The organism is Nocardiopsis coralliicola, assembly GCF_054779695.1.
Window position 1 is genome coordinate 238523 of record NZ_BAAGXT010000003.1, and the last position, 26033, is coordinate 264555.

General features: G+C 73.5%; 20 protein-coding genes. 9 read left to right on the forward strand and 11 right to left on the reverse strand.

From position 1 onward, the window contains the following. Nucleotides 1–257: 257 nt before the first annotated feature. A complete protein-coding gene (gene hrpA, locus ACYVGT_RS04470) occupies nt 258–4202 on the reverse strand; it encodes an ATP-dependent RNA helicase HrpA (RefSeq protein ID WP_460855104.1) in 3945 nt (1314 codons plus the stop codon). Nucleotides 4203–4313: 111 nt separating this feature from the next. Further along, entirely contained in the window at nt 4314–6938 is a 2625-nt protein-coding gene (locus ACYVGT_RS04475; protein WP_460855105.1) for a bifunctional FO biosynthesis protein CofGH, read from the reverse strand. Nucleotides 6939–7286: 348 nt separating this feature from the next. Between ACYVGT_RS04475 and ACYVGT_RS04480 the strand changes: the two genes are divergently transcribed. Continuing rightward, nucleotides 7287–8927, forward strand: coding sequence for a BCCT family transporter (locus tag ACYVGT_RS04480; RefSeq protein ID WP_460855106.1), 1641 nt, complete (start codon nt 7287–7289; stop codon nt 8925–8927). 57 nt (nt 8928–8984) lie between these two features. Here the strand turns inward: ACYVGT_RS04480 and dhaM are convergent, their stop codons facing one another. Further along, on the reverse strand, nt 8985–9383 hold the full coding sequence (gene dhaM, locus ACYVGT_RS04485; RefSeq protein ID WP_460855107.1) for a dihydroxyacetone kinase phosphoryl donor subunit DhaM: 399 nt from the start codon (nt 9381–9383) through the stop codon (nt 8985–8987). A 123-nt stretch (nt 9384–9506) separates the two neighbouring features. Between dhaM and dhaK the strand changes: the two genes are divergently transcribed. Together dhaK and dhaL are read left to right on the forward strand one after the other, a co-directional pair. After that, nucleotides 9507–10505, forward strand: coding sequence for a dihydroxyacetone kinase subunit DhaK (gene dhaK / locus ACYVGT_RS04490; protein WP_460855108.1), 999 nt, complete (start codon nt 9507–9509; stop codon nt 10503–10505). A 120-nt stretch (nt 10506–10625) separates the two neighbouring features. Beyond that, complete coding sequence (dhaL, locus tag ACYVGT_RS04495; protein ID WP_460855109.1) at nt 10626–11273, forward strand: dihydroxyacetone kinase subunit DhaL; 648 nt, start codon at nt 10626–10628, stop codon at nt 11271–11273. Between the two features lie 39 nt (nt 11274–11312). Here dhaL and ACYVGT_RS04500 read toward each other — a convergent pair whose 3' ends face one another. After that, on the reverse strand, nt 11313–12278 hold the full coding sequence (locus ACYVGT_RS04500; protein WP_460855110.1) for a CPBP family intramembrane glutamic endopeptidase: 966 nt from the start codon (nt 12276–12278) through the stop codon (nt 11313–11315). A 154-nt stretch (nt 12279–12432) separates the two neighbouring features. Then, nucleotides 12433–13404: a CPBP family intramembrane glutamic endopeptidase gene (locus ACYVGT_RS04505; protein ID WP_460855111.1), complete on the reverse strand. Its 972-nt coding sequence runs from the start codon at nt 13402–13404 to the stop codon at nt 12433–12435. A gap of 196 nt (nt 13405–13600) precedes the next feature. Here ACYVGT_RS04505 and ACYVGT_RS04510 point away from each other — a divergent pair, with 196 nt between their 5' ends. Together ACYVGT_RS04510 and ACYVGT_RS04515 are read left to right on the forward strand one after the other, a co-directional pair. After that, nucleotides 13601–14887, forward strand: coding sequence for a sensor histidine kinase (locus tag ACYVGT_RS04510; protein WP_460855112.1), 1287 nt, complete (start codon nt 13601–13603; stop codon nt 14885–14887). 59 nt (nt 14888–14946) lie between these two features. Continuing rightward, nucleotides 14947–15591, forward strand: a complete 645-nt coding sequence (locus ACYVGT_RS04515; protein ID WP_460855113.1) for a response regulator transcription factor — start codon at nt 14947–14949, stop codon at nt 15589–15591. A gap of 206 nt (nt 15592–15797) precedes the next feature. On the opposite strand, the gene ACYVGT_RS04520 is transcribed toward ACYVGT_RS04515, so the two are convergent. Beyond that, the gene (locus tag ACYVGT_RS04520; protein WP_460855114.1) at nt 15798–16298 is read right to left on the reverse strand and encodes a hypothetical protein; all 501 of its coding nucleotides are present in this window, start codon (nt 16296–16298) and stop codon (nt 15798–15800) included. 62 nt (nt 16299–16360) lie between these two features. Beyond that, nucleotides 16361–17212, reverse strand: coding sequence for an arylamine N-acetyltransferase family protein (locus ACYVGT_RS04525; RefSeq protein WP_460855115.1), 852 nt, complete (start codon nt 17210–17212; stop codon nt 16361–16363). Nucleotides 17213–17291: 79 nt separating this feature from the next. Between ACYVGT_RS04525 and ACYVGT_RS04530 the strand changes: the two genes are divergently transcribed. Beyond that, nucleotides 17292–17735 (forward strand): MarR family winged helix-turn-helix transcriptional regulator, encoded by a 444-nt coding sequence (locus tag ACYVGT_RS04530; RefSeq protein WP_460855116.1) that lies wholly within the window; start codon nt 17292–17294, stop codon nt 17733–17735. A 540-nt stretch (nt 17736–18275) separates the two neighbouring features. Here the strand turns inward: ACYVGT_RS04530 and ACYVGT_RS04535 are convergent. Beyond that, a complete protein-coding gene (locus ACYVGT_RS04535; RefSeq protein WP_460855117.1) occupies nt 18276–18941 on the reverse strand; it encodes a TetR/AcrR family transcriptional regulator in 666 nt (221 codons plus the stop codon). A gap of 34 nt (nt 18942–18975) precedes the next feature. Here ACYVGT_RS04535 and ACYVGT_RS04540 point away from each other — a divergent pair, with 34 nt between their 5' ends. Continuing rightward, nucleotides 18976–20541, forward strand: a complete 1566-nt coding sequence (locus tag ACYVGT_RS04540) for an MFS transporter (RefSeq protein WP_460855118.1) — start codon at nt 18976–18978, stop codon at nt 20539–20541. A 54-nt stretch (nt 20542–20595) separates the two neighbouring features. On the opposite strand, the gene ACYVGT_RS04545 is transcribed toward ACYVGT_RS04540, so the two are convergent. Beyond that, the gene (locus ACYVGT_RS04545) at nt 20596–21762 is read right to left on the reverse strand and encodes a DUF418 domain-containing protein (protein ID WP_460855119.1); all 1167 of its coding nucleotides are present in this window, start codon (nt 21760–21762) and stop codon (nt 20596–20598) included. A gap of 310 nt (nt 21763–22072) precedes the next feature. Between ACYVGT_RS04545 and ACYVGT_RS04550 the strand changes: the two genes are divergently transcribed. Further along, entirely contained in the window at nt 22073–22651 is a 579-nt protein-coding gene (locus ACYVGT_RS04550; protein WP_460855120.1) for a TetR/AcrR family transcriptional regulator, read from the forward strand. A gap of 124 nt (nt 22652–22775) precedes the next feature. On the opposite strand, the gene ACYVGT_RS04555 is transcribed toward ACYVGT_RS04550, so the two are convergent. Continuing rightward, entirely contained in the window at nt 22776–23822 is a 1047-nt protein-coding gene (locus ACYVGT_RS04555) for an NADP-dependent oxidoreductase (protein WP_460855121.1), read from the reverse strand. Nucleotides 23823–24019: 197 nt separating this feature from the next. Beyond that, a complete protein-coding gene (locus ACYVGT_RS04560) occupies nt 24020–25030 on the reverse strand; it encodes an LCP family protein (protein WP_460855122.1) in 1011 nt (336 codons plus the stop codon). 336 nt (nt 25031–25366) lie between these two features. On the opposite strand from ACYVGT_RS04560, the gene ACYVGT_RS04565 reads away from it, so the two are divergent. Then, nucleotides 25367–26033 (forward strand): MFS transporter (locus ACYVGT_RS04565; protein ID WP_460855123.1); only part of this gene is annotated, 667 nt, incomplete at its 3' end.

Consider the following 26033-nt stretch of genomic DNA (forward strand, 5'->3'; position numbering starts at 1 on the left):
GCGGGCCCGATCCTCGCCGGCACGAACGCGGCAGCGGAGCGTGCCCGCTGCGCGCCGTGGTGGGGCACCTGGCGGCGACCGCCCCGGGCGAAGCGCCGTCGCCGCTGCACGCGCCGGCCGGCTGCACGCGCACGTCCGCGGCGGAACCGCCCACCTGCAGGCCGCGGACGAGGCCGAGACGCGGCCGCGCAGCACCGTCAGTGCCGGCGGCCCTGCGGGGCGCCCCGCGGCGGAGCGCGGTGGTCTGCTGCCCGCGCTCAGGCCGCCTTGACGGCCTCGGCGGCCTTGGCGATGCGCTTCTCGGAGACGGGGTAGGCCGTACCGACCTGCTGCGCGAAGAGGCTGAGGCGGAACTCCTCCAGCATCCAGCCGAGTTCACGGGCGTCGGGGTCGTCCCCGCGGCCGGCCGGCAGGGCGCCGCGGGTCCGCTCGACCAGGGCGCGGGCCTGCTCCACCTGCGCCATGCCGACCTGGTCCCGCCGCGGGTTCTCGGCGAGTTTGCCGATGCGGTGGTCGAGGCCGGACAGGTACCGCTGCAGGGCGGGCAGCCGCCGGATCCCGGCTTCGGTGACGAAACCCGGCTTGATCAGGCCGGCGAGCTGCCCCTGGGCGTCGTTGAGCGAGGGCAGCACCGCGAGGCTGGTGGAGCCCTTGATCCGCTTGGCCACGGCTGCGGCCTGCGCCAGGATGCGCGCGGTGCGGCGGACGCCGTCGTCGAGCAGGTCGCCCAGTTCGGCCCGCACGTACTCGCGCAGCCGGTCGAAGGCGTCCGGGTCCCAGACGCCGTCCCCCGCGCCGTCCGGCGCGGAGCGGGCGCCCCAGTCCTCGGCGAGCGCGTCGACCGCCGCGTCGGTGCAGTCCTCGAACAGGGCGTCGACGCTGCCGTGCGGGTTCTGGTTGAGGGCGAGCTTGGCGGTGTTGTCGAGGCCGCGGCGCACCGCTGCGGCGGGTGAGGGGACGGTGAGCCGGAGCAGCCGGCGGATGCCGCGGCGGTGCGCGGCGCGCTGCTCGACCGGGGTGTCGAAGATCCGGATGCCGACGGAGGAGCCCTCGTCGACCAGCGCCGGGTAGCCCTTCACGGTCCGACCGGCCGAGCGGCGCTCGAAGGTGCGCTGCAGCGGGCCGAAGTCCCAGCTGGTCAGTCCGGAGCGCTCGATGCCGGCGGCCTCGGCCGAGATGGCCTCCTGCAGCCGCGGCTTGAGCGTGCCGCGCAGCGCCTCCAGGTCCTTGCCCTCGGCGAGGCGGCGCCCCTTCTTGTCCACGGCGCGGTAGGTGATCCGCAGGTGGTCGGGGACCCGCTCCAGGTCGAAGTCGGCCGCGGAGATCCGCTCGCCGCTCATCCGGGTGAGCTCGCCGGCGAGCGCTTCGGCGAGCGGGCGGCCGTCGTCCTCGGCGAGCGCGCCGAGGGCGCGCGCCGCGTGGTCGGGGACGGGGACGAAGTTGCGCCGCAGCGGTTTGGGCAGCGACCGGATGAGCGCCGTCACCACGTCCTTGCGCAGGCCGGGGACCTGGCGGTCGAAGCCGCCGGCGTCGATCTGGTTGAGGACCTCGATCGGGATCTGCACGGTGACGCCGTCGGCCTCGGAGCCCGGCTCGAACTGGTAGCTCAGCGGCAGCGCGAACTCGCCGCTGGTCCACACGTCGGGGTAGTCCGCTTCGCTGACGTCCCCGGCGCCCTCGTTGACCAGCATGGCGGTGGAGAAGTCCAGCAGGTGCGGCTGCGTGCGGCGGGCCTGCTTCCACCAGCTGTCGAAGTGGGCGGCGGAGACGGCGCCGACGCCGACGCGGGCGTCGTAGAAGGCGAAGAGCGCCTCGTCGTCGACGAGGATGTCCCGGCGGCGGGCGCGGTGCTCCAGGTCCTCGACCTGTTCGAGGAGGCGCTGGTTGTCGTGGAAGAACGCGTGCCGGGTCTCCCAGTCGCCCTCGACCAGGGCGTGCCGGATGAACAGCTCGCGCGCCATCTGCGGATCGACCGCGGCGTAGCCGGTCTTGCGGCCGGTGACCACCGGGACCCCGAACAGGGTGGCGCGCTCATAGGCCATGACGGCGCCGCGCTTCTTCTCCCAGTGCGGCTCGCTGTAGGTGCGCTTGAGGAGGTGGCCGCCGACTTCCTCGGCCCACTCCGGCTCGATCCGGGCGGCCATGCGGCCCCACAGGCGGGTGGTCTCCACGAGCTCGCCGGCCATGACGAACCGCGGTTTCCGCTTGAACAGCGAGGATCCCGGGAAGACGGCGAACCGGGTGCCGCGCCCGCCCAGGTAGTCGCCCTTGTCGGGGTCCTTCATGCCGACGTGCGACAGCAGGCCGCTGAGCAGCGCCTTGTGCACCGCGTCGGGGTCGGCGTCCGAGGTGTTCAGCCGGGCGCCCATCTGCTTGGCGACCTGCTTGATCTGGCCGTAGACGTCCTGCCACTCGCGGATGCGCAGGTAGTTGAGGTAGTCGGCGCGGCACTGCTTGCGGAACTGGTTGCCGGACAGGTCGCGCTGCTGCTCGGCGAGGTGGTTCCACAGGTTGAGGAAGGCGAGGAAGTCGGAGTCCTTCTCGGCGAAGCGCGCGTGCTTCTGCTGGGCCGCCTCGCGGGCCTCGGCGGGCCGCTCCCGCGGGTCCTGGATGGACAGCGCGGCCGCGATGATCATGACTTCGCGCAGGCAGCCGCGCTCTTCGGCCTCGAGCACCATGCGGCCGAGCCGCGGGTCGACGGGCAGCCGGGAGAGCCGGCGGCCGGTCTCGGTGAGGCCCTGCGCGGCGTCCGGCGCGCCGGGGTCGAGCGCACCGAGCTCCTCCAGCAGCGCCATGCCGTCCTTCACCTGGCGCCGGTCGGGGCCTTCCACGAAGGGGAAGCCGGCGACGTCGCCCAGCCCCAGCGACGCCATCTGCAGGATGACCGAGGCGAGGTTGGTGCGCAGGATCTCGGGGTCGGTGAACTCCGGCCGGGACAGGAAGTCCTCTTCGGAGTAGAGCCGGATGCAGATGCCTTCGGCCACGCGGCCGCAGCGGCCCTTGCGCTGGTTGGCCGACGCCTGGGAGATCCGCTCGATGGGCAGCCGCTGGACCTTGGTGCGGTGGCTGTAGCGGGAGATGCGGGCGGTGCCGGGGTCGATCACGTAGCGGATGCCGGGCACGGTCAGCGACGTCTCGGCGACGTTGGTGGCGAGCACGATGCGGCGGCCGCGGTGCGGCCGGAACACCCGGTGCTGCTCCGCGGAGGACAGCCGTGCGAACAGCGGCAGGATCTCGGTCTCGGGCAGGCGCATCTTCTCCAGCGCCTCCGCCGTGTCCCGGATCTCGCGCTCGCCGGAGAGGAAGACCAGGACGTCGCCGGCCTTCTCGCGGCGCAGCTCGGACACGGCGTCGCAGATCGCCTGCACCTGGTCGCGCTCGTCGGCACCGCCGTCGTCCGGCTCCTCCTCGATCGGCCGGTACCGCACCTGGACCGGGTAGGTGCGCCCCGAGACCTCGACGATGGGCGCGCCGCCGAAGTGCTCGGCGAAGCGCTCCGGGTCGATGGTGGCCGAGGTGATGACGAGCTTCAGGTCGGGCCGGCGCGGCAGGAGCCGCTTGAGGTAGCCGAGGAGGAAGTCGATGTTGAGGCTGCGCTCGTGCGCCTCGTCGATGATGATCGTGTCGTAGGCCCGCAGCATGCGGTCGCGCTGGATCTCGGCGAGCAGGATGCCGTCGGTCATCACCTTGACGAGGGTGTCGTCGGAGGACTCGTCGGTGAACCGCACCTTGTAGCCGATGGTGTCGCCGAGTTCGGTGCCGACCTCCTCGGCGATGCGCTCGGCCACGGTGCGCGCCGCGATCCGCCGCGGCTGGGTGTGGCCGATGGTGCCGTGCACGCCGCGGCCGAGCTCCATGCAGATCTTGGGGAGCTGGGTGGTCTTGCCCGATCCGGTCTCGCCCGCGACGATCACCACCTGGTGGTCGCGGATGGCGGCCGCGATGTCCTCGCGCCGGCCGCTGACCGGCAGCTCCTCGGGGTAGGACGGCGCGGGGACCGCGTCGCGGCGGCGCTGCACGCGCCGCTCGGCGCCGTCCATATCGGCGGCGATGCGGGCCGCGGCCTTGTCCCGGCGCCCCTTGTCGCGGATCTTCTTCAGCCCGTCGATGCGCCGCGCCATCCGGTGGCGATCGGCAGCGGTCAGACCGTCGAGGCGTCCTCGCAGGTCGGCGGCTGGAGTGGCGGAGGGCGAGGTCAACATAGCGCTGTCCAGGATAAGCGGCAGCGGCAAGCGGATATTCCGACGGGCCCCGCCGCAGCGGGGCCGGCGCCGGTCAGGTGCGCCGGCCCGCTGGTTCTCCGGCGGCCGCGGTCAGCTGCCGCCGTCCACCACCGGAAGCAGGGTCCGGCGGGCGGCGGCGCCGTCCGGGTCGACCGTCGGGGCGATGCGCTCGTAGAGCGTGCCGCGCTGCCGGACCGGGCGGCCGATCCCGCCGGCGATCTCCGCGATCTCGGCCACGCTCTTCTCCGAGCCGTGCTGCGACCCGGCCATCCGGCTGATGGTCTCCTCCATCAGCGTGCCGCCGAGGTCGTCGGCGCCGCCCTGGAGCATCGCGCGTGTGCCCTGGGTACCGAGCTTGACCCAGGACGTCTGGACGTGGTCGATCCGGCCGTGCAGCATGAGCCGGGCCACCGCGTGCACGGCCCGGTTGTCCCGCAGCGTGGGCCCCGGCCGGGCGATCCCGGCCAGGTAGACGGGCGCGTTGGTGTGCACGAACGGCAGCGGCACGAACTCGGTGAAGCCGCCGGTGCGGTCCTGGATGCCGATCAGCGTGCGCAGGTGGGCCACCCAGTGGTGCGGCTGGTCGACGTGGCCGTACATCATCGTGGCGGAGGAGCGCAGGCCCAGCGAGTGGGCGGCCTCGACCACCTCGATCCACGCCGACGCCGGCAGTTTGCCCTTCGTCAGCACCCAGCGGACCTCGTCGTCGAGGATCTCCGCGGCGGTCCCCGGGATCGAGCCGAGCCCGGCCGCCTGCACCTCGGCCAGCCACGCCCGGACCGGCCGGCCCGCCTTCGCGGCTGCGGTGGCGGCTTCCATCGGGGAGAAGGCGTGCACGTGCATGTCCGGGACGGCCTCCTTCACCGCGCGGACGATGCCGGCGTAGGCGTCCGGGCCGAGGTCGGGCGAGATTCCGCCCTGCATGCACACCTCGGTGGCGCCGAACTCCCGCGCTTCGGCGGCGCGGGCGGCGACCTCGCCCAGGGACAGCGTGTAGGCGTCGGCGTCGGTCTTGCGCTGCGCGAACGCGCAGAACCGGCAGCCCACGTAGCAGACATTGGTGAAGTTGATGTTCCGGTTCACCACGTAGGTGACGTCGTCGCCGACCGTGTCCCGGCGGACGTCGTCGGCCAGCGCGGCGAGCGCGTCGAGGGCGGGCCCGTCCGCCGCCATCAGGGCGAGGTAGCCGCGGTCGGAGAGCCCGGCCGGGTCGTCGGCGGCACGGCGCAGCGCTGCGGCGGTCTCGGCGTCGAGCCGCTCGGGGGCCGCGTCGGCGCGCTGCCCGGCCGAGCGGTCGACGCCGGCGCGCGCGGCGATGGCGTCCCAGTCGCCGTAGACCTCGTCGAAGTCGCCGCGCCGGTCGGCGCTGCGGCCGACCGTGTCCACTTCGCGGTGGAGTCCGGTCCGGCCGGACGACTCGGCGAGCCCCCCGTCGGGCTCCTGCCACGGCCGCCCCTCGGCGCGGGCCTGCTCGTCGGCGAGGCCGGTCTCGGCGTCGGCCAGGGCGCGGACGTGCGGGTGCAGCCGCGGGTCGATCCAGGCGCGGTCTTCGCCGAGGGCGCCGCGGATGAACCGCGGATGCGCGGTGAGCCGCTCGCGCAGGCGGAGGCCGGCCGCTGCGGTCGCGGCGGAGAGGTCGGCGATGTGCGGCCAGGGGCGCTCCGGGTTCACGTGGTCCGGGGTGAGGGGCGAGACGCCGCCCCAGTCGTCGACGCCCGCGGCGAGCAGCCGGGGAACCTCGCCCGGGTCGGAGAGGTTCGGCGGTGCCTGGACGGTGACCGAGGGGCCGAGCAGCAGCCGCGCCACCGCGATCACCGCGAGGTATTCCTCGGCGCCGAGGTCGCCGGCGGAGCGCATCGCGGTGTCGTCCTTGGCCCGGAAGTTCTGCACGATGACTTCCTGGACGCTGCCGTACTCGCGGGCGATGCGGCGGATCGCCAGCAGCGCGTCGACCCGCTCGGCCGGGGTCTCGCCGATGCCGACGAGTACGCCGGTGGTGAAGGGGATGCCGATGCGCCCGGCGTCCTCCAGTACCCGCAGCCGTACCGCAGGGTCCTTGTCCGGCGAGCCGTAGTGCGGACCGGACCGCTCGCTCCACAGCCGTGTCGCGGTGGTCTCCAGCATCATCCCCATCGACGGGGCGGCCGGCCGCAGCCGCTGCATCTGCGCCCAGGACATGACGCCGGGGTTGAGGTGCGGCAGCAGCCCGGTCTCCTCCAGGACCCGCACCGCCATCGCGCGCACGTAGGAGAGCGTGTCGTCGTACCCGTGCGCACTGAGCCAGTCGCGGGCGGCCGGCCAGCGGTCCTCAGGCTGGTCGCCCAGGGTGAACAGGGCTTCCTTGCACCCCTGCCGGGCGCCTTCGCGGGCGATGGCCAGGACGTCGTCCGGCGGCAGGTAGGGCGACTCCAGCCGGTGCGGCACCGTCACGAACGTGCAGTAGTGGCAGCGGTCCCGGCAGAGCCGGGTCAGCGGGATGAACACCTTGCGGGAGTAGGTGACGGTGCCGGGCCGGCCCGCGGCGGCCATCGCGGCGTCGCGGACGCGGCTGGACACCGCGAACAGCCGATCGAGGTCGGTGCCGCGCGCATGCAGCAGCACTTCGGCTTCGGCGGCGTCGAGCGCCTTGCCGTCCCGGGCCCGGGCGAGGGCGCGGCGCAGCTGGGCGGGGGTGGGTTCGGAGTCGGGAACCGTGGTGCGGGGGGCACTGGCCATAACCGCATGCTACAAACCGGATGCGCGCCGTGGCAGCGGCGCCCTCCCCGGAAGCACCCCGGGGGATACGCCTGATCTGACGCCTGATCTGACCATATTATTTCGATTTTCCCATTATTCCGAAACTTCGCTGATTTGGCATTTGCCAAGAATCGGCACACTCCTTCGCCACCGGATCGCCACACCCGCCGCCGAACGGGTTCTCTTTTCGCCACCGGACGTGCCAAGATCACTGCACATATCGCCGCGCGGCAGGCGAAGCGGCCCGGCACCCGGCCCTGTCCGGAACACGCACGGGCGATCGACCGGGACCGCCGCCCCGCTACCGTCCAGAAATGAGGCGCGGATTTGCTCGACACCCTTGCGAAAAGGCTCGGCCTGCGCACGGATCCACCGATCTTCTTCGCGTCCGCGGCGCTCGCCTGCGTGTTCGTGGTCATCGCGATCGCGTTCACCGGAGCCATGGACCGGCTCTTCGGGGCCGTTTCAGGGTGGGTTCTGGACCGCCTCGGCTGGTTCTACATCCTCGGTGTGACCACGTTCCTGATCTTCCTCATCGTGATCGCCCTCAGCCGGTTCGGCGGGCTGCGGCTGGGGGCCGAGGATTCGCGTCCGGACTACAGCCTGGGCACCTGGTTCGCCATGCTGTTCGCGGCCGGCATCGGCACCATCCTGATGTTCTGGGGCGTCGCCGAGCCGATCAGCCATTTCGCCGAGCCGCCGCGGGCCGGCGTCGATCCGGGGTCGGTGGCTGCCGCCGAAGAGGCGATGGCCTTCACCCTCTACCATTTCGGCCTGCACACCTGGACGATCTTCACGCTTCCCGCGCTGGCGTTCGCCTATTTCGCCTACCGGCGGAAGCTGCCGTTCCGGGTCAGCTCGATTTTCCACCCGTTCCTCGGCGACCGCATCAACGGCTGGGCCGGCCGCGCCATCGACGTGCTCGCGGTGCTCGGCACGCTGTTCGGCGTCGCCGTGTCGATCGGACTGGGCACACTGCAGATCAACAGCGGCCTGCACGGACTGTTCGGCGTGCCCGAGGGCGCGCCGGCGCAGATCGTGCTGATCGCCGTGGTGACCGGGATCGCGGTCGTCTCGGTGGCGCTGGGCCTGGACGCCGGCATCAAGCACCTGTCGTCGATCAACATCGTGATGGCCGTCGTGCTGCTGCTGTTCGTGTTCGCGGCGGGCTCGCCGCTGTTCCTCGCCCGCGGCATCATCGAAACCACCGGCACCTACCTGTCGCACCTGCCGCAGCTCGCATTCTGGAACGACACGTTCGCCCACACCGGCTGGCAGGAGTCCTGGACCACCTTCTACTGGGCCTGGACCATCACGTGGGCGCCGTTCGTGGGCATCTTCATCGCCCGGATCTCGCGCGGGCGCACGGTGCGCGAGTTCGTGTTCGGCGTGCTCGGGCTGCCCACGGCGTTCAGCATCATCTGGTTCTCGGTGTTCGGGCTGTCGGCGATCAACATCGAGCGCAGCGGCGACAGCGGCCTGGTGCAGCGGGTGGTCGAGGAGGGCGACATCCCCGGGGCGCTGTTCGCGTTCCTCGGGCACTTCCCGGCCCCGGAGCTGATGTCCGGGTTCGCGGTGCTCATCGTGGTCATCTTCTTCACCACCTCGTCCGACTCCGCAGCGCTGGTTATGGACATGCTCTGCAACGGGACATCCGAGGAGGCGCCCACCCGCCAGCGCGTCTTCTGGGGCGTGCTGACCGGGGTGGTCGCGGCGACGCTGCTGGCCGCGACCGGCAAGGGCGGCCTGGAGGCGCTCCAGGACGTCATCACCGTGGTGGGCCTGCCGTTCTTCGCGGTGGCCTTCCTGATGATGGCGGCCCTGGTGAAGGCGATGTACGAGGAGTACGGGGGGACCGCGGCGGGCGCCGGGTCGCGGCCCCGCGGCGGGGTCCGCGCAGTGGGCAGGCGGCGCCGGCGGGAGCTGCGCCGCGCGAAGCAGGGCGCGGGCAACGGCAACGGCGGCTGAGAGGGCGGCAGGGCGCGGGGCGGGCGGGGACGCCCGCTTCCCGCCCTGCCTCTGCCGTCAGCCGCTGAACTTGGGGATCGACGACGCCTCGCGCGCCGCCGCGGCGACCGTCTCGCGGTCGGCGCCGGTGCGCAGCAGCACACCTGCGGCCACGGCGCCCTCGACGAAGGGGGCGTCGACCAGAACGGCACCGGGATGCCCGCCGTCCTCCAGGGCGAGCCGTGCGGTGAGCACGGCGCTGCCGATATCGGCGAGGACCACGACGCCGGCGCCGCGCTCGGCACTGCGCAGCGCGGCCGCGACACGCTCGGGGTCGGTGCCGATCCCGCCGTCGGGACCGCCGCCGGCGCCGACCACCGCACCCTCTGGGGCGCCGAGCTGTCCGAGCAGCTCAACGACCCCCTCGGCGAGTTTGGCGCTGTGCGAGACGAGAACGATACCGACGGTGGCGTCCATGGGCGCCTACGCTACTCGACACAGGCGGCGTCCGGCACGGAACGGCCCGGGGCGTGTGGCGGGGCTGCCGTCTGCGCACCAGCCCGAACGGCAGTTCCGTCCGCACCCGCAGGGGGTCTGAGCGTGAAGAAGTTCCTGAACAGCCCGGAAAGCTACCTGGCCGACGCGCTCGCCGGCTTCGCCGCGGCACACCCGCAGCTGCACGTCGACCCCGCAACGCAGGTGGTCAGCCGCGGCAGTGGGCCGGTGGCCGGGCGCGTGGGCCTGGTGTCCGGGGGCGGCTCCGGGCATGAGCCGCTGCACGCCGGATTCGTCGGCGACGGCATGCTGTCGGCGGCCTGCCCGGGCGAGGTCTTCACCTCGCCCACCCCCGACCGTTTCCTGGCCGGGCTGAAGGCCGCCGACGCCGGCGAGGGCTGCGTGCTGGTGGTGAAGAACTACACCGGCGACGTGATGAACGCCCAGCTCGCCGTGGAGCTGGCCGAGGACGAGGGCATCCGCGTCGAGCAGGTGCTGGTCGACGACGACGTCGCGGTGGAGGACTCCACGTTCACCGCGGGGCGGCGCGGTACCGGCGCCACGCTGCTGGTGGAGAAGATCGCCGGGGCCGCTGCGGCGCGCGGCGCCGGCCTCGCCGAGGTCGCCGACATCGCACGTCGGGTGGACGCCGCGTCGCGCTCGTTCGCGGTGGCGCTCACGTCGGGCACCGTGCCGGCCGCCGGGCACCCGGGGTTCGACCTGCCCGCCGACGAGATCGAGGTCGGCGTCGGCATCCACGGCGAGCCGGGGCGCCGCCGGGAGAAGCTGCGGCCCGCCGCCGAACTGGTCGGCGAGATGCTCGGCGCGATCCTCGGCGACCGCCCGATCTCTGCGGGCGGTTCGACCATCGTGCTGGTCAACGGGCTGGGCGGGACGCCGCTCAGCGAGCTGTACCTGGTGTTCGGCGAGGTGGCCGCCGAGTTCGGCAAGCGCGGCGTCGGCATCGCGCGCAACCTGGTCGGCGACTACGTCACCAGCCTGGACATGGCCGGCTGCTCCATCACGGTCTGCGAGGTGGAGGAGGACTTCCTGCCGCTGTGGGACGCGCCGGTGAACACCCCCGGGCTGCGCTGGGGCGCCTGACCGGAGCGGCGGACCGGCCCCGCGCCGCCGGCCGGGCGGGCGCTCTCCCTCCGCCGGCGCGCCCAGCCGGGCGGTCTGGAGCACACAGCGGGGAGACGACCCCGGGACGAGAGGAGACCCATGAGCGACAGCGATGCGGCACCGGGCGGACTGGATGCGGCGCTGGCCCGGCAGTGGCTCGGTGCCGCCGCCGACGCGGTGCACGCCGACCGCGAGCGGCTCGGCGAACTGGATGCGGCGATCGGCGACGGAGACCACGGCGGCAACATGGACCGCGGGATGGCTGCCGCGCGCGCGGCCGGCGCGGACGCCGACGGCCCCGGTGCGGTGCTGGCCGCGGCCGGTACGGCGCTGGTGTCGAAGGTGGGCGGCGCGTCCGGCCCGCTGTACGGGACCCTGCTGCGCACCGCCGGCAAGGCGCTCGACGGGCCCTCGGTCGGCACCGCAGCGGTGGCCTACGCCCTGCGCGCCGGCCTCGACCGGGTGCGCGCACTGGGCGGCGCCGGCGTCGGCGACGCCACCATGGTCGACGCGTGGGAGCCCGCAGTGGCCGCGCTGGAGCAGGCCGCGGGCGGCGGCGCCGCGCTGCCCGCAGCCGCATCGGCGGCCGCGGACGCGGCCGAGGAGGGGGCGCGGTCCACGATCCCGCTGCAGGCGCGCAAGGGCCGCGCCTCCTATCTCGGTGAGCGCAGCATCGGCCACGAGGACCCGGGCGCCGCCTCGTCGGTTCTGCTGCTGCGCGCTCTGGCCGAGACTCTGGAGTCCTGACCCTCTCCCCCGGCCGCGCCGCGCTCCGGCGCGGCGCGGTCAGGCTCCGGCCCTGTGCTGCCTGCGCTGCAGGGAGAAGGCCATCGCGGCGGCTCCCGCGGCCAGCACACCCACCCCGATCACACCGCCGAGCCCGCCCGGGTAGAGCATCCGGTCGGTGACGCCGTCGACGTGCGCCAGGGTGAGGAAGGGGACGATGTTGAAGGTGTTGTTGGCCGCGTGGCCGACCACCGCCGGCCACACCGACCCGGTCACCAGGCGGAGGAAGCCGAACGCTGCGGCGAACGCCACCACGGAGGCGAGGAACAGGAGCACCTGGCCGAGAGTGAAACTGCCCGAGGTGTACTGGATGAACAGCTGCGGCCCGTGCCAGAGTCCGTGCACGGCGCCGGACACCAGCAGCGCCGTCCACAGGCCGGCCGGCAGCAGCCGCGGCAGGAGGTAGCCGCGCCACGCCAGCTCCTCGCCGAAGCAGAGCAGCAGCGACATGGGCAGCACGGTCGCGATCAGCAGGCCGAGCCCGGAGAGGTAGGCCGCGACCGGGAACCCGCTCTCCGGCGCACCTTCCATGGTTCCCGGGAACTGCTCGGCGAGGGTCTGCCGCAGCAGCGAGAAGTCCTTCAGGTCCAGCGCCAGCGCGCCGGTGGCACCCGCGATGAGCGTGGCGGCGAGCCCCAGGGCGGCGAAGACGACCAGTGCGAAGGCGAGCGCGCCGGCCAGTCTTCCGAACGGCCGCAGCGGCCAGATCCCGGTGGCGCGGAGGAACCCCTCCTGCGGCCGCCAGACGCGCACCGCGAACAGCGAGACGACGACCAGGGCCGGCGTCAGCATGTAGGTCTGCGCGGCGAGGCCGTAGGCCGGATCGTCAGGTCCGGCCCCGCGCAGCAGCAGCGGCAGGTGGATCAGCCACGCGACGGCGTAGGCCACCGCGGTGAAGAGGGCGATATCGCCCCACGGGACGGCGCTGCGGGGCACCGGGGAGCGCGTCGTCGAGAGGTCTTCCATGGTGGACGACGCTAGGTTCGGGCACCCGCGGCGCGCCGCCCTGCTGCCCCGCCAGAACGGCTGCGGTTGTCCGCACCGGGTTGGGGGGCGGCACCACCACCCGGCGCACCGCCGGGCCGGGCGGCGTGCCGCGTACGGCCCGACCACCCTCGCCTTACCGAAGGGCCGGGCTGCCGCGCCTGCGCTTGCGCACGGCGACCGCCATGATGGCGGCGCCCGCGGCGCCCACCAGGACCAGCCCGACCACGCCGCCCAGTCCGGTGGGATAGATGAGCGGGGCGGAGCTCCCTTCCGTGTCCGTCAGCGTGAGGAAGGCGAGAACGTTGAAGGTGTTGTTGGCGGCGTGCCCGACCACGGCCGGCCACACCGATCCGGTGACGAGGCGCAGCCCCGAGAGCACGACGCCGATCGCCACCACGAAGGCGACGAACAGCAGGGCCTCGGCCGGCGTGAAGGCCCCCGCGTCCAGCTGGATGAAGATCTGAGGGCTGTGCCAGAAGGCGTGGATGAGCCCGGAGATCAGCAGCGCCGCCCGCAGCCCGGCCGGCAGCAGCCGGGGGAAGAGGTAGCCGCGCCACGCCAGCTCCTCGCCGGCGAAGGTGATCAGGCTGAACGGGAACACAGCCACCATCATCAGGCCGAGGGCTGCGAGGTAGGCGCCCGCGGGGAAGCCCTCCGCGGGCGCGCCCGCCAGCAGGTCGGGGAACTGCTCCCCCAGCGTTTTCCGGAGGCCGGAGAAGTTCTCCAGGTCCAGCCCGACCACGCCGAGGGCGGCCGCGGTCAGCGTCGCCACCAGGCCGAGCACGATGAACAGGGCGAAGGCGAACAGCAGGGCCCCGGCGAGCCGCCCGGCCGGGCGCAGCGGCACCATTCCGGTGGCGCGGAGGAACCCCTCCTGCGGCCGCCACGCGCGCACGGCGAACATCAGCAGCACGACCAGTGCCGGAGTGTGCGCGTAGATGCGGGCGGCGGTGTTGTACCCGGGGTCGTCCGGGCCGCCGCCGCTGAGCAGCAGCGGCAAATGGATGAGCCACGCGACGGCGTAGGCGAGGAAGGTGAACAGGGCGATCTCGCCCCACGGGACGGCGGACCACGCGGTCCGCTTGGGCATGATTGTTGGTTCCATGCCCAGCGACGCTAAGAACGGCCGGCCGCCCTGCGCGGCGGGGCGGCCCCGCCGGTCCGGCTGCGGTTTTCCGCAGCGGAAGTGGGGCGGGACCACCACCCGAACCGCCGGTGGGCGCCGCAGTGCAGGTCAGAGCCGGCGGAAGCGGTCTCGCCCGGCGCGGCAGGCCGGTCCCCGCCGGATAGGGTTCGGCCCTATGAGCGCGGACCGCGCCGCCGGGCCGTCCGGCGTATACCCATCCGTCCACCTCCCTGCCCGACCGGGGCGGCAGCTGCTGGCCACCGCCGGGCTCCGTATCACCGGCCAGGCCGCGGGCGCATGCACCGCTCTTGCCGCCGTCGGCCTGCTGGCCGCGGCAGGAGCGGCGCTCCTGGTGTCGCTGCCGGTACCGCCGCTGCGGCGGCGCGTCCAACGGGGCGCGGAAGCGGCCGTCGAACTGCTCGCCGCGCTGGAGCGGCGGAGGCTGGGCCACTTCCTCGGCGAAGAGGTCGCCTCAGGTACTGCGCCCCTGCGGGTGGCCGCCTATCTCGCGGTCCACGGGATGACGGGCCTGGCGTTCGGCCTTCTGCTGCTGTGCGGCGTGTTCCTGGCCACGATGCTGATCGGCGGCACGGTGGTGGGGTTCGCGACCCGCGACCTGGAGACCCTGTACGTGGATCTGCCGGGCATCTCCTTCTTCTTCGACCTGCGCCTGCTGGGGCTGGTCGGCGCCGCGGTGATGGTCGCGGTGATCGCCGCCGGCTCCGCGGCGGCGTCGGCGCTGCAGCGCTGGATCGCGCGGCGGCTGGTCGGCGGCGACCGCTCCGACCGGCTGCGCAGCAGGATCACCGAGCTCGCGCAGAGCCGCGCGGCCGTGGTCGGCGCGATCGACGAGGAGCGCCGCCGCATCGAGCGCGACCTGCACGACGGAGCGCAGCAGCGGGTGGTCGCGCTGGCGATGATGCTCGGGCGGGCGCGGCGCGCCGAAGGGATGCCGGAGCGCTCGCGGGCGCTGGTGGAGCGGGCGCACGAAGAGTCGCGGCGGCTGGTCGAGGAGCTGCGCGATGTGGCGTGGCGGGTGTACCCGCGGGCGCTGGACGAGCTGGGTCTGGGCGCGGCTCTGGGCGGCGCGGTGGAGCGCGCCGGGCTGCCGGTTTCGGTGGACGACCGGATGTCCGGGCGGGCGGCGCGGGCGGTGGAGACCGCGGCGTTCTTCACCGCGCGGGAAGCGGTGACGAACGCGGTGAAGCACTCCGGCGCGGACCGGGTGGAGGTGCTGCTGCACGGCGGCGCGGACCGGCCGGTGTCGGTGGCGGTGGCCGATGACGGCCGCGGCGGCGCCGACCCCGCCGGCGGCGGCCTGTCCGGCCTGCGGCGCCGGGTGGAGTCGGCCGAGGGGCGGCTTACCGTGGACAGCCCTCCGGGCGGTCCGACGGTCGTGGCCGCGGTCTTTCCCGGCGGGACCGGCGGCGCGGATGCAGAGCCGGGCACCGCGCCGCGGTAGGTGCAGGACGCTGACAGCCGGACGGCGGCGCAGGCGGAGCGAACGAGAGCAGGGGTGCCGTGCGGGTGATGCTGGCCGAGGACTCGGTCCTGCTGCGCGAGGGGCTGGTGCGGCTGCTGGCGGAGGAGGGGCACACCGTGGCGGCCGCGGTCGGCGACGCCGAGGAGCTGCTGGCGGCGGTCGCCGGCGGTCCGCCGGACGTCGCGGTCGTGGACGTCCGTATGCCGCCGACGCACACCGACGAGGGCATGCGCGCTGCGCTGCACCTGCGGGCCGCGTATCCGGGCACGGGCGTGCTGGTGCTGTCCCAGTATGTGGAGCGGCGGTACGCGGTGGAGCTGCTCACCGGCGCCCCGGCGGGCGTCGGCTACATCCTCAAGGACCGGGTGGCCGACGTCGACGGCTTCCTGGACGCCCTGGACCGGGTCGGGGCGGGCGGCGCCGTGTTCGACCCCGAAGTGGTCTCCCGGCTCCTGGTCCACACCAGACGCACCGACCCCCTGTCCCGGCTCTCCGACCGCGAGTCGGCGGTTCTCCGCCTCATGGCCCAGGGCCGCACCAACACCGCGATCGCCGGCGACCTCGCCCTCTCGGTCAGCGCCGTCGAGAAGTACGTGCACGCGCTCTTCGCCCGCCTCGCCCTGCCTCCCACTCCGGATTACAGCCGGCGCGTCCTCGCCATCCTGAAGTACCTCGACTCCTAGCGGATGCCGGCGGGCCGGCCCCTCAGGCGCTCCAGCGGCCTGCCAGGGCGTGTTGGGTGGTGGCGTTCGTCGCGAGCGGTGTCCTGGTGCACCCATCGCAAGGCCGACGAATGAGTCAGGGCGGGTTTTCCTCCTCGATTGAGGAGAACGCAGCGAGGGGCGTGCCAGGGCGCCGCGCAGCAGGACAGGTGGCCGCCCAGCACGCCCTAAACCCGCCCCGCCCGCCAGTCGGGGAACGGGGCGAGGCCGGCGGCTTCGGGCACGGCGAGCAGAACGCAGTGCGCGAAGGCGGTCGTCAGGTCGCGAACCATGCGGTCGAAGTCGGCGCGCGGGAGGTACTCGTCGGCGGGGTCGGGGGTCTCGCCGGTGCCGTGCTCGTCGGGGACGCAGCGGATGCGGACCCGGTCGCCCTCGTCGTGCAGGTGGAGTTGCCGCTGGGTGCCCTGCTCGCAGAACCAGATGGTGCCCGTCCGGCCCGCGCGCAAGTCCTCGAGTGCTTCGGGGAGGTCCTCCATGCACAGCGACAGGTCGGTGGAGTCGACCGGCCAGCGCAGCCCGAACCCGCTCACCCGGAACTGGAAGTCGGTGTCCCGCATCCGTTCGCAGGCCTCCATGACGACCGGGATGTACTCGTCGAGGGGGTTGATCACCTCGGGGTCTCCCGGGCCCGGTGGCGTGCTCGGCGGCACCAGCGTCATCGTGAACATGCGGCGAAGCTAGTGCCCGCCCCGCTGCGCAGCCACTGGTTTTCGCCCTGCGCGGCCGCCGGTCAGGGCTCCGCGGCGAACCCCGCTACCGCCGCGGTGAGTGCCGCGGTGTCGGCGGTGCCGGGGCGGATACCGAAGACACCGGAGAGCACCTCGGGGATCTCGGCGGGGGCCAGGTCCCGCCGGTCTTCGCGGCCGTCGGGATGCTCGGTGGTGAGCACCGTGTCCATCAGGCGGAAGCGCACGGCCGCGCCGTCCGCGGTGGCCGACGGCGCCTGGATCATGAGTCGCCCGGTGAACGGCGATCGCGGATGCGTCGCGCAGTAGTAGCTCAGGATCGCGAAGTCGGCGGGGATGCGCGGGTCCTCGGTGAATCCGTAGAGGTCGCTCCACTCCCCTCCGGACCGGGAGCGCAGCACACGGACGCCGCCCTCCTCCCGGGCGAGGCGGAAGCCCCAGCCGTCCTGCTCGGCCGGTTCGGCGGCGTCCAGCTGCAGCGGCGCGAGCAGGCCTCCGCCGCCGAAGCCGACGTCGGCGAGGTAGCGCCCCTCGGGCGTGGCGACGGTGAGCACCATGTGCGTGGCGGGCCGCCCGGTCCCCCCGACCCGGATGCGTGCCGCGTGCCCGACCGGAGCGAAGCCTGCCCGTTCCAGCACCGCGGCGAAAAGGAGATTCTGCTCGTAGCAGTAGCCGCCCCGGTCCGCGGCGACCAGCTTCTCCTGGAGCTGCTCGACACCGAGCGGGACGTCGCGGCCCAGCGCCGGGTCGATGTTCTCGAACGGGATCGCGGCGGCATGCGCGCGGTGCAGTCGCTCGAGCGTGGCGGCGTCGGGTCCGAGCGGCCCGTCGACGCCGATCCGCGCGAGGTAGGCGGAGAGGTCGAGAGCATCGGAGGCCCAGTGCGGGACGGCCATGGCGGCTCCTTATTATTAGCCGGACAACATCCAGCAAATCATTAGTCAGCTAACGAGTCAAAGCGGCGGGTGGCAGCGGATGCAGGAGTGGCTGCGCGGATGGGACGACGCGTTCGTCCCCGCGTTCTGGTCGGCGAAGAACGCGATGCTGCAGGCGGCGGGCGCGGCGTTCGAGCGGCACGGAGTGCGCGAGGGCCAGCAGTTCGTCCTCATGTGCCTGTGGCAGGAGGACGGCCTTTCGACCGGCGAGATCGCACAGCGGATCGGCGTCGCCACCCCCACGGTGACGCGCACGACCACCCGGATGGAGGCGTCCGGCCTCGTGCTGCGCGGCCCGCACCCCACCGACGCCCGCCTGGTCAGCGTCCGCCTGACCGAACGCGGCCGCGGCCTGCGCGAAGTACTCGACGCCGAGATGAACGCCCTGTCCGACCGGGCCCTCGCCGGCCTCTCCCCCGCCGAGCGCGACGAGTTCGTCCGGCTGCTGACCGCCCTGACCGGCAACCTCCGCCGGACCCGCTGACCGGGGCCGGCCCCGGCCGCGGACCGGCGCGCAGACGCCGCCCGGGCTCGGTCGACACCTACCGCTGCCCCGGCCTGATCAGCCGCTGGACGGACAGCCCTCGCCACCGAACGCCGTCGCGGCCGCAGACGAGGACGCAGACGCACCCGGTGCCCCGTCGACGAGGCCGGCGGACACCCAAGCCCGCCGACGACATCCGAGCCGGTCCGGGCGTTCTCCGGCCGACCAGCCGCTGGTCGGCCCCGTCGCCAAGCCCTCCGCGGCCGCGGCGACCCACGCCGCGTCCCCGACGAGGACGCGGCCCCCTGAATCCCTGTCGACGCGATCAGCGGACGCCCGCAGGCGGCAGACGACGCCAGGCCCACCCGCGACATGCTCCAGGCCGATCATCCGCTGAGCGGACAGACCACCGCCGGACGCCATGGCGAGGCCGGCGGGCATGCACAGCCCGCCGACGACATCAGAGCCGGTAGGAGCGTTCTCCGGATCCATCGACCACTGGACGGACAGCCCACCGCCGAACACCGATACGGCCGCAGGCTAGGACGCAGGAGCGCCCGGAGCACCATCGACCAGATCGGCCAGCGCCCGCAGTCCGCGGGCGACATCCGCGCCGGTCGGAGCGTTCTCCGGATCGATCAGCCGCTGGACGGCCAGACCGTCGCCGAGCGCCATGGTGACCGCGGCGAGCGCACGCGCCGTGCCCGCGTCACCGTCCGGCACCAGCTCCGCCCGGAGGACCCGCTCCGCCCCGTCAGCACGGTCGCGCTCGAACATCGCGGCGATGCGCTCGCGCAGCTCGGGCGAGCGCTCTGCCCGCGCCCAGGCTTCGACCTGCGCCACCAGGAGCGGCCGCACCTCGTCCAGCCTGGCGATGATCGCATCCCATTCGCCGAACCGCTGCACGTCGCCGCCGAGGACGCCCGCCACACTCAGGTCGGACAGCTCCCGCCCCATCTCGCCGAGGGCGTCGACCAGGGCCGCGTCCAGCAGGGCCTCTTTCGAGCCGTAGTGGTAGCCGATCGACGCGAGGTTGGCGCCCGAGGCCGCGACGATGTCGCGCGCCGTGGTGTGCGCGTACCCCTTCTCGTACAGGCAGTGCTTCGCGCCTGCCAGCAAGTCCTCCCGGTGGCCCATGGCCGCCGATCCTAGCGCCCGCACCCCGTTCACCCCGCAGCACGGGCCCACGATCCACACAAACGTCATATACATTTGTCTTATACGGATGTACATTCGCCGTATGGAACCTTCCGCGCAACCACCGCACTCGGCGCCGCCGCCGGCCTTCGCACCTGCACCGCCGCGCGCCGGCCGGCGCGCCTGGACCGGGCTGGCCGTGCTCACGCTCCCCGCGCTCCTGGTCTCGATGGACCTGACGGTGCTGTTCATGGCCGGGCCGCTGATCAGCGCCGACCTGCGGCCCACCGGTGAGCAGCTGCTGTGGATCATGGACGTCTACGGCTTCCTCCTTGCCGGCTGCCTGCTGACCATGGGGCCGCTCGGCGACCGGATCGGCCGGCGCCGCCTCCTCCTGATCGGCGCCGCCGCGTTCGGCGCGGCCTCGCTGTCGGCCGCCCTGGCGCCCAGCGCGCCAGCGCTCATCGCGGCCCGGGCCCTCCTCGGGATCGGCGGCGCGACACTGGCCCCGTCGAGCCTGTCGCTGATCCGCACCCTGTTCGCCGACAGCCGGCAGCGGCGGACCGCCGTCGGCGTGTGGACCTCCGCGTTCGCGGGCGGCGTCCCACTGGGCTGGATCATCGGCGGACTGCTGGTCGAGCACTTCCCCTGGGGCTCGGTCTTCCTGATCAACATCCCGGTCATGCTGCTGCTGCTCGCCGCAGCGCCGCTGCTGCTGCCCGAATACCGCGTGCCGTCCCCCGACCGGTTCGACGCGGCGAGCGCAGGCCTCTCGCTGGCCGCGGTGCTCCCCCTGGTCTGGGGCATCAAGCGCGCCGCGGCCGGCGGGCCGTCTCCGGAGGCCGCCGCCGCGCTCGCCGTCGGCCTGCTGCTCGGGGCGGCGTTCATCCGGCGCCAGCTGCGCAGCACGGCGCCGCTGATCGACCCCGCGCTCTTCCGGAACCGGCGGTTCTCCGCGGCGCTGGGCGCCAGCACCGTGTTCACCCTGGCGAGTGCGGGGACCGGGCTGCTCGTGGTGCAGTTCCTGCTCTTGGTCGCCGGCCTCAGGCCGTTCGCGTCGGCGCTGTGGATGCTTCCGTCGTTCCTCGTGCTCGTCGCAGGGGTGGCGGTGGCGAACGTGCTGGCAGCCCGGCTGGGCCCGGGCCCGGTGATCGCGGTGGGCGCGGCCGCAATGGGCGGCGGCCTGCTGCTGGTCGCCGGCCTGGGTCCGGACGACGGCCCCGGCTCGGTCCTGGCGGCCTACTCCCTGGTCAATGCCGGGATGGGGATGGGTATCTCGCTCTGCTCGGACACGGTGCTGGCCACCGCTCCTGCGGAGAAGGCGGGGGCGGCGGCTTCCTCCAACGAAGCGCTGACCGAGTTCGGCGGCGCGGTGGGGATCGCCGTGCTCGGCTCGATCAGCGCCGCCGCCTACACGGCGGCGGTCGGCCCCGCCCTCCCGGCCGGCCTCAGCTCCGGGGCGGCCGAAGCGGCGCGCGGCACTCTGGGCGGCGCGGCTGCCGTCGCCGCCGACCTGCCCGCCAGCCAGGCGGGCCCGCTCCTGCGGACCGCCGAGGCGGCGTTCACCGACGGACTGACCGCGGCAGCGGGGACCGGCGCGGCTCTGCTGTTCGCCGCCGCGGCCGCGGCGGCGGTGCTCCTGCGCAGCCGCGCCGGCGCGGCCCCGTGATGAGTCCGCGGGGGCGCGGGGCCGGCCGTCCTCCGGCTCCGCGCCCCAGCGGGTTCAGGTGGCGGCCGGGGTGCGGCCGCGCAGCGGGCGGTAGGTCATCCGGCGCAGGAACCATTCCGCCGGCCCCTGCTCGAAGCCGGCCCTGCGCAGCAGGTCGGACAGCACGACCGTGGCCAGCCACACCCCGGCGCCCAGCGCGACGGCCTGGGCGTCGGTGAGCGACGGCGCGATGCCCAGGGCGTAGGGCGGGACGAGCGCGGCCCAGGCAACCGACTGAAGCAGGTAGCAGGTCATCGACCGGCGCCCGGTGGCCGCCAGCGCGGTCGCCACCGGGCCGCGGCGGCTGCCCATCCGGACCGCGATGAGGGCGATCAGCGCCGCGTAGCCGAACCCGCCGGCGTAGCCGGTGAGCAGGTGGAACCAGAACACGAGGGTGCCGACCGCAGGCTCGGGGTCCCAGACCGCCGTGGTCATCAGGGCGTGCGGCACGCCGCCGAGCAGCGAAAGCCCGATGCCGTATCCGGCGATGCGGCGGAGCAGCGGCAGGTGGCGCTCCGGCTCCTCGAGCAGCTTGCGGCGCGCAGCCCATACGCCGACCAGGAAGGGCGCCAGCGAGATCAGGATCATCAGCGGCCAGAAGACCGGCAGCGTGGCGACCCGGAAGACCGCGTCCAGCAGTGGGTTGGCGACGGGCTCCTGCTCCCCCGCGGCGCCGAACAGGACGTTCTCGGCCAGGGCGTAGACCAGCGTGCCCGCCGCACCCCAGATCGCGGCGTGGGTGAGGAGCCGGCGGTCGGTGGCGGCGAGCAGCCCGGCGAAGACCACGGCGATCAGGCCGTACACCGAGATGATGTCGCCGAAGAAGAGCAGCACCGTGTGCGCGAGGCCGATCGCGATGAGCCACCGGCCGCGGCGGCGGACCAGGCGCCGCACCCAGTCGGGGCCGTACCCCTCGGCGGTGCGGCGCCGGATGATCTGAGCGAGCCCGTAGCCGAACAGCGCGGCGAACATCGGATAGCCGCGGTTCTCGGCGAACAGCGCCATCGCCGCGGTCACGGCGGTGTCCAGCGGTCCGCTCAGCGAGTAGTCGCCGCCGGCGGCGAACCGGAACATGTGCGCGTGCACGGTGGCGATCACCAGCAGCATGAATCCGCGCGCCAGGTCGGGAGCGAGCGAGCGCTGTGCGGCCGGGAGGGGCGCCGGGGGCGCGTTGATCGTCATGGCGGCCGTCCTCTTCACCGGGCCGGAGCGTGCGCGTCCGGCACCTTCGGAGCTATTTTTAGATACGTGGTCGTTTCTTATTGGGCATCGTAAGATACGGCCCCGTATCTAGTGAACGACTGCGGGGCAGCTGTCCGCATGCGGACGCTGCACCCCGGCGCCGTGCGACGATGGCGGCGCGACACAGCGGGAGCGAGGCGGCATGGACGAGGATCGGGCCCGTTGCGCGGGCTCCCCCGGTGAGCTGCGCATCCCTGCGGCCGGGGCGGAGGAGGCCCCGCCGCAGCGGCGCCGGCGGGGCAGGGAACTGGTGGCAGCCATCCACGAGGCCGCCCTGGAGGAGACGGCCGACCACGGGATCGGCCGGCTCACCATGGAGGGGATCGCGCGCCGCGCAGGGACCGCGAAGACGTCGCTGTACCGCCGCTGGTCCACTCCGGAGGACATCGTGCTGGACGCGCTCTACGAGGTCTATCCGCAGGAGGGCGTCTCCCCCGGCACCGACGACCTGCGCGGCGATCTCATCGCCGCGCTCACGCTGATGCGCGACAGCCTCAAAGACGAACGGCACCGCGCCGTCATGTCGTCGCTGCTCGATGCGGGCACCCGCCGCCCCGAACTGCGCAAGCGCCTCTACGCCGAGGTGTTCGACGCGCGCGGCGGCCGGTTCACCAAGACCGTGCTGCAGCACTATGCCGCGCACGGCCGCATCGAGCCGGCCCGCGTCACCCCGGTGGTGGTCGACATGGGCGAGGCGCTGCTGCTGAAGTACTCCGTCGACACCTTCCGCCTGCCCGACGACGCCTACATCGCGGCAATCGTCGACCAGGCCGTCCTTCCCGCCCTCGGGCAGGACCCGCAGGCCGGGGCGGCGCGGCGGGAGGACTAGGGACCAGGCCCGGCCGGAGCGCGGTGGGGCGCTGCCGTCCGGGCCTTCGGGCGCAGTCCGGAACAGCCCCGCGCAGCGCCGCAGTGCAGCCGCGATGCGCGGGGCCCGGACCGGGCGGTACCGGTCAGATGCGGACGAGCATCTTGCCGGTGTTGGCGCCGCGCATCATGTCGAGGAAGGCGTCGAAGGTGTTCTCGATGCCGTCGACGACCGTCTCGGAGTAGACCAGCTTTCCGTCGGCGACCCACGGCCCGGCTTCGGCGGCGAAGTCGCGCATCCGGTGGGTGTGGTAGCCGACGGTGAAGCCTTCCAGCATCAGGTTCTTCTTGATCAGCTGGAACAGGTTGCGCGGCGCCGCCGGCGGCTCCTCGGCGTTGTAGCCGGAGATCATTCCGCAGATCGCGGCGCGGCCGTCGCGGTTGAACACCGACAGCGCGGCCTCAAGGTGCTCGCCGCCGACATTGTCGAAGTAGACGTCGATGCCCTCCGGTGCGGCGTCGCGCAGCTGTCCGGTGATGTCGCCCTGGCGGTAGTCGAAGGCGGCGTCGAAGCCGAACTCCGACGTCAGCCGGGCCACCTTGGCCGGACCGCCGGCCGACCCGATGACCCGGCTCGCGCCCTTGAGCTTGGCGATCTGCCCGACGGTGCTGCCGACCGCCCCGGCGGCACCGGAGACGAAGACCGTGTCGCCCTCCTTGAAGCGGGCGATGTCGAGCAGGCCGACGTAGGCGGTCAACCCGGTCATGCCGAGCGCGTGCAGCAGCACCGAGTCCTCGACCCCGGGCACCTTCGGCGCGGTGCGGAACGCGGTGGCCGGACCCTGCGCGACGTCGCGCCAGCCGAGGTTGTGCAGCACGGTGTCGCCGGGCGCGAAGGCGTCGGAGGCGGACTCCACCACCTCGCCGAGCGCCCCGCCCTCCAGCGGCTGGTCCAGCTGGAAGGGCGCAATGTAGGACGGCTTGTCGTCCATCCGGCCGCGCATGTAGGGGTCGACGGACAGGTAGCGGTTGCGCACCCGCACCTCGCCCGCGCTGAGCGGCGGCAGTTCACGCTCGACCAGGCGCACGTCCTGCGAGGTCGGCCAGCCCGTCGGCCGCGCCGCGAGCTGCCATTCGCGGGACCGTGCGGCGCCCTGTCCGGCGCCTCCCTGTTCCGGCTGTGCAGACGACATGGATCTCCCAATCCTGTTCGGCGTAGGGCGGTGCCCTGGCATGGCGCCGCCCCTCGGTCGGACCGCGGCGCACGCGCGCGGCCCCGCTCCCCGCAAACCGACCGTACGGTCTGCAGCTTCCCCTTCGCGCGCAGGAGCGAGACTGCCCACATTCGCCGGGCGGCCCCGCGGACCGCCCGGCAGCGCCGGCGCTCCCGCTATTCGAAGGACTCGGCGTCGCTGCCCAGTCCCTTGTCGTCGAGGTACTGCTCCAGGCCGCCTCCGCGGACGTGTTCGAAGATCCCGTCGGCCGCCTCCTCGTCGAGGTAGAGCACGTTCTTGTCGTCCTCCCAGCCGGTCGCCTCCACCGGCAGGCTGACGAACGCGGTCCGGTCGACGCCGACGTCGATCAGCCGCAGCGCCAGGCTCCGCATCATCGCGAAGCTGGTCTCGCTGTCCACTGAGACGGCCTTGCTGGCGGCGGTGAGGAAGGCGTCGAGGCGGGCCGGGTCGCCGCGCACCTCGGAGCTGCCGGCCTTCTCCGCCATGGCCCGCAGGAAGAAGTGCTGGCGCTCGATGCGGCCGGTGTCGCTGCCGCCGAGGCCCTTGCGCTCGCGGACGAACCGGAGCGCCTCCTCGCCGTCCATGTGGTTCTCGCCGGCTTCCCAGTACCAGCCGTTGCTCTCGTCGTAGACCTCGTAGGGCAGGTCGAGCTCGACCCCGCCGAGCGCGTCGGTCATCTGCTCGAAACCGGCGAAGTCGATCGCGGCGAAGTGGTCGATGCGCACCCCGCTCAGGTCCTCGACGGTGCTGGTGAGCAGGGCCGGGCCGCCTTCGGCGAACGCCTCGTTGATCTTGTGCTCGCCGTTGTCCGGGATGTCGGTCCAGGCGTCCCGCGGGATGGAGATGACGTAGGCGCGCTTCTCGTGGTCGGGGACGTGCAGGAGCATGATGACGTCGGAGTGCGCCTCTCCGCTGCGCCACTTCTCCGGCGTGCTCTCGCCCCGCAGGTCCGAGCCCATGAGCAGCCAGTTCTCGCCGGGATCGTCGCTGGGCCGGTCCTGCTCCGCCGGGACGGCGCCGTCGATGCGGGCGATGTTGCCGTCGATGGTCCCGGCGCGCATGGTGACGGCGGTCGCCAGGCCGGCGACGAGGAAGAGCACGACCGCGGCCGCCCCGAAGGAGATGGCGATCCAGCGGCGGCGCCGCGGCTGCTCCGTCTCCGCCATGTGCCCCCCGCTCACGCCCGTGTACCGGTCCGCTCCATATCCCCTACCCGCTGGTCCGACTTCACTCCTTGGGACGCTTCCTCACTATTTGTTCCCATTTGCGCATTGTGTTCACTTCGCCACCGCCGCACCTGCGGCAATCCGGAGCCACCCGCGGAGACCGCCCCGCACACGGCACCGCCCCGACGCCGAAACTCCCGGCAGCGCCACATCCACCTTCCCCGCAGGGGGACAACTAAGAGACGTTGCGTTCCTTAAAGCAGGCGGCGTACATTAGAAACGCACCGTTCACTAAGAAGCCACATCCCGAAGCCAGCACCGATCGAGGAGGCAGCCATGGCGGCCCCCGGACGCGTTGCCCGCGCCCTTCCCGGGCTGCTCCTCGCCATGGGCATCGCCGCGCTGGACCAGACGGCGCTCTCCCCCGCCCTCCCGGCCATCGCCGGCGACCTGGGCGGGCTCGACGCCATGCCGCTCGTGGTCTCCGCCTACCTCGTCGCGGCCACGGCCGTCATGCCGGTCTACGGCCGGCTCGGTGACACCGTCGGCCGGGTCCCGCTGCTCCAAGCGGCGCTCGCACTGTTCGGACTGGGCGCGGCGGCCTCGGCGCTGGCGCCGGACCTCGGCTGGCTGGTGGCCGGCCGGATCGTTCAGGGCGCGGGCGGCGGCGGACTGATGATCGGTGCGCAGGCCGCGGTCGGCGACCTGGTCTCGCCGCGCGAGCGCGGGCGCTACCTCGGCCTGTTCGGCGCGGTCTACGCCGTGGCCGCGGTAGCCGGCCCGGTGCTCGGCGGGATCGTGGCCGACGCGGCGTCCTGGCGGTGGATCTTCGCCGTGCACCCGCCGCTGGCGCTGATCGCGATGGCCACCATGGCCGCCACGCTGCGGCTGCCGCGCCCGGACCGTACCGCCCGGCCGCGGTTCGACGCCGCCGGCGCGCTCGGCCTCCCCGCCGTCGTCTTCGGGGCGGCGCAGCTGGCCGGGGCGCCGGGCTCCGGCGCCG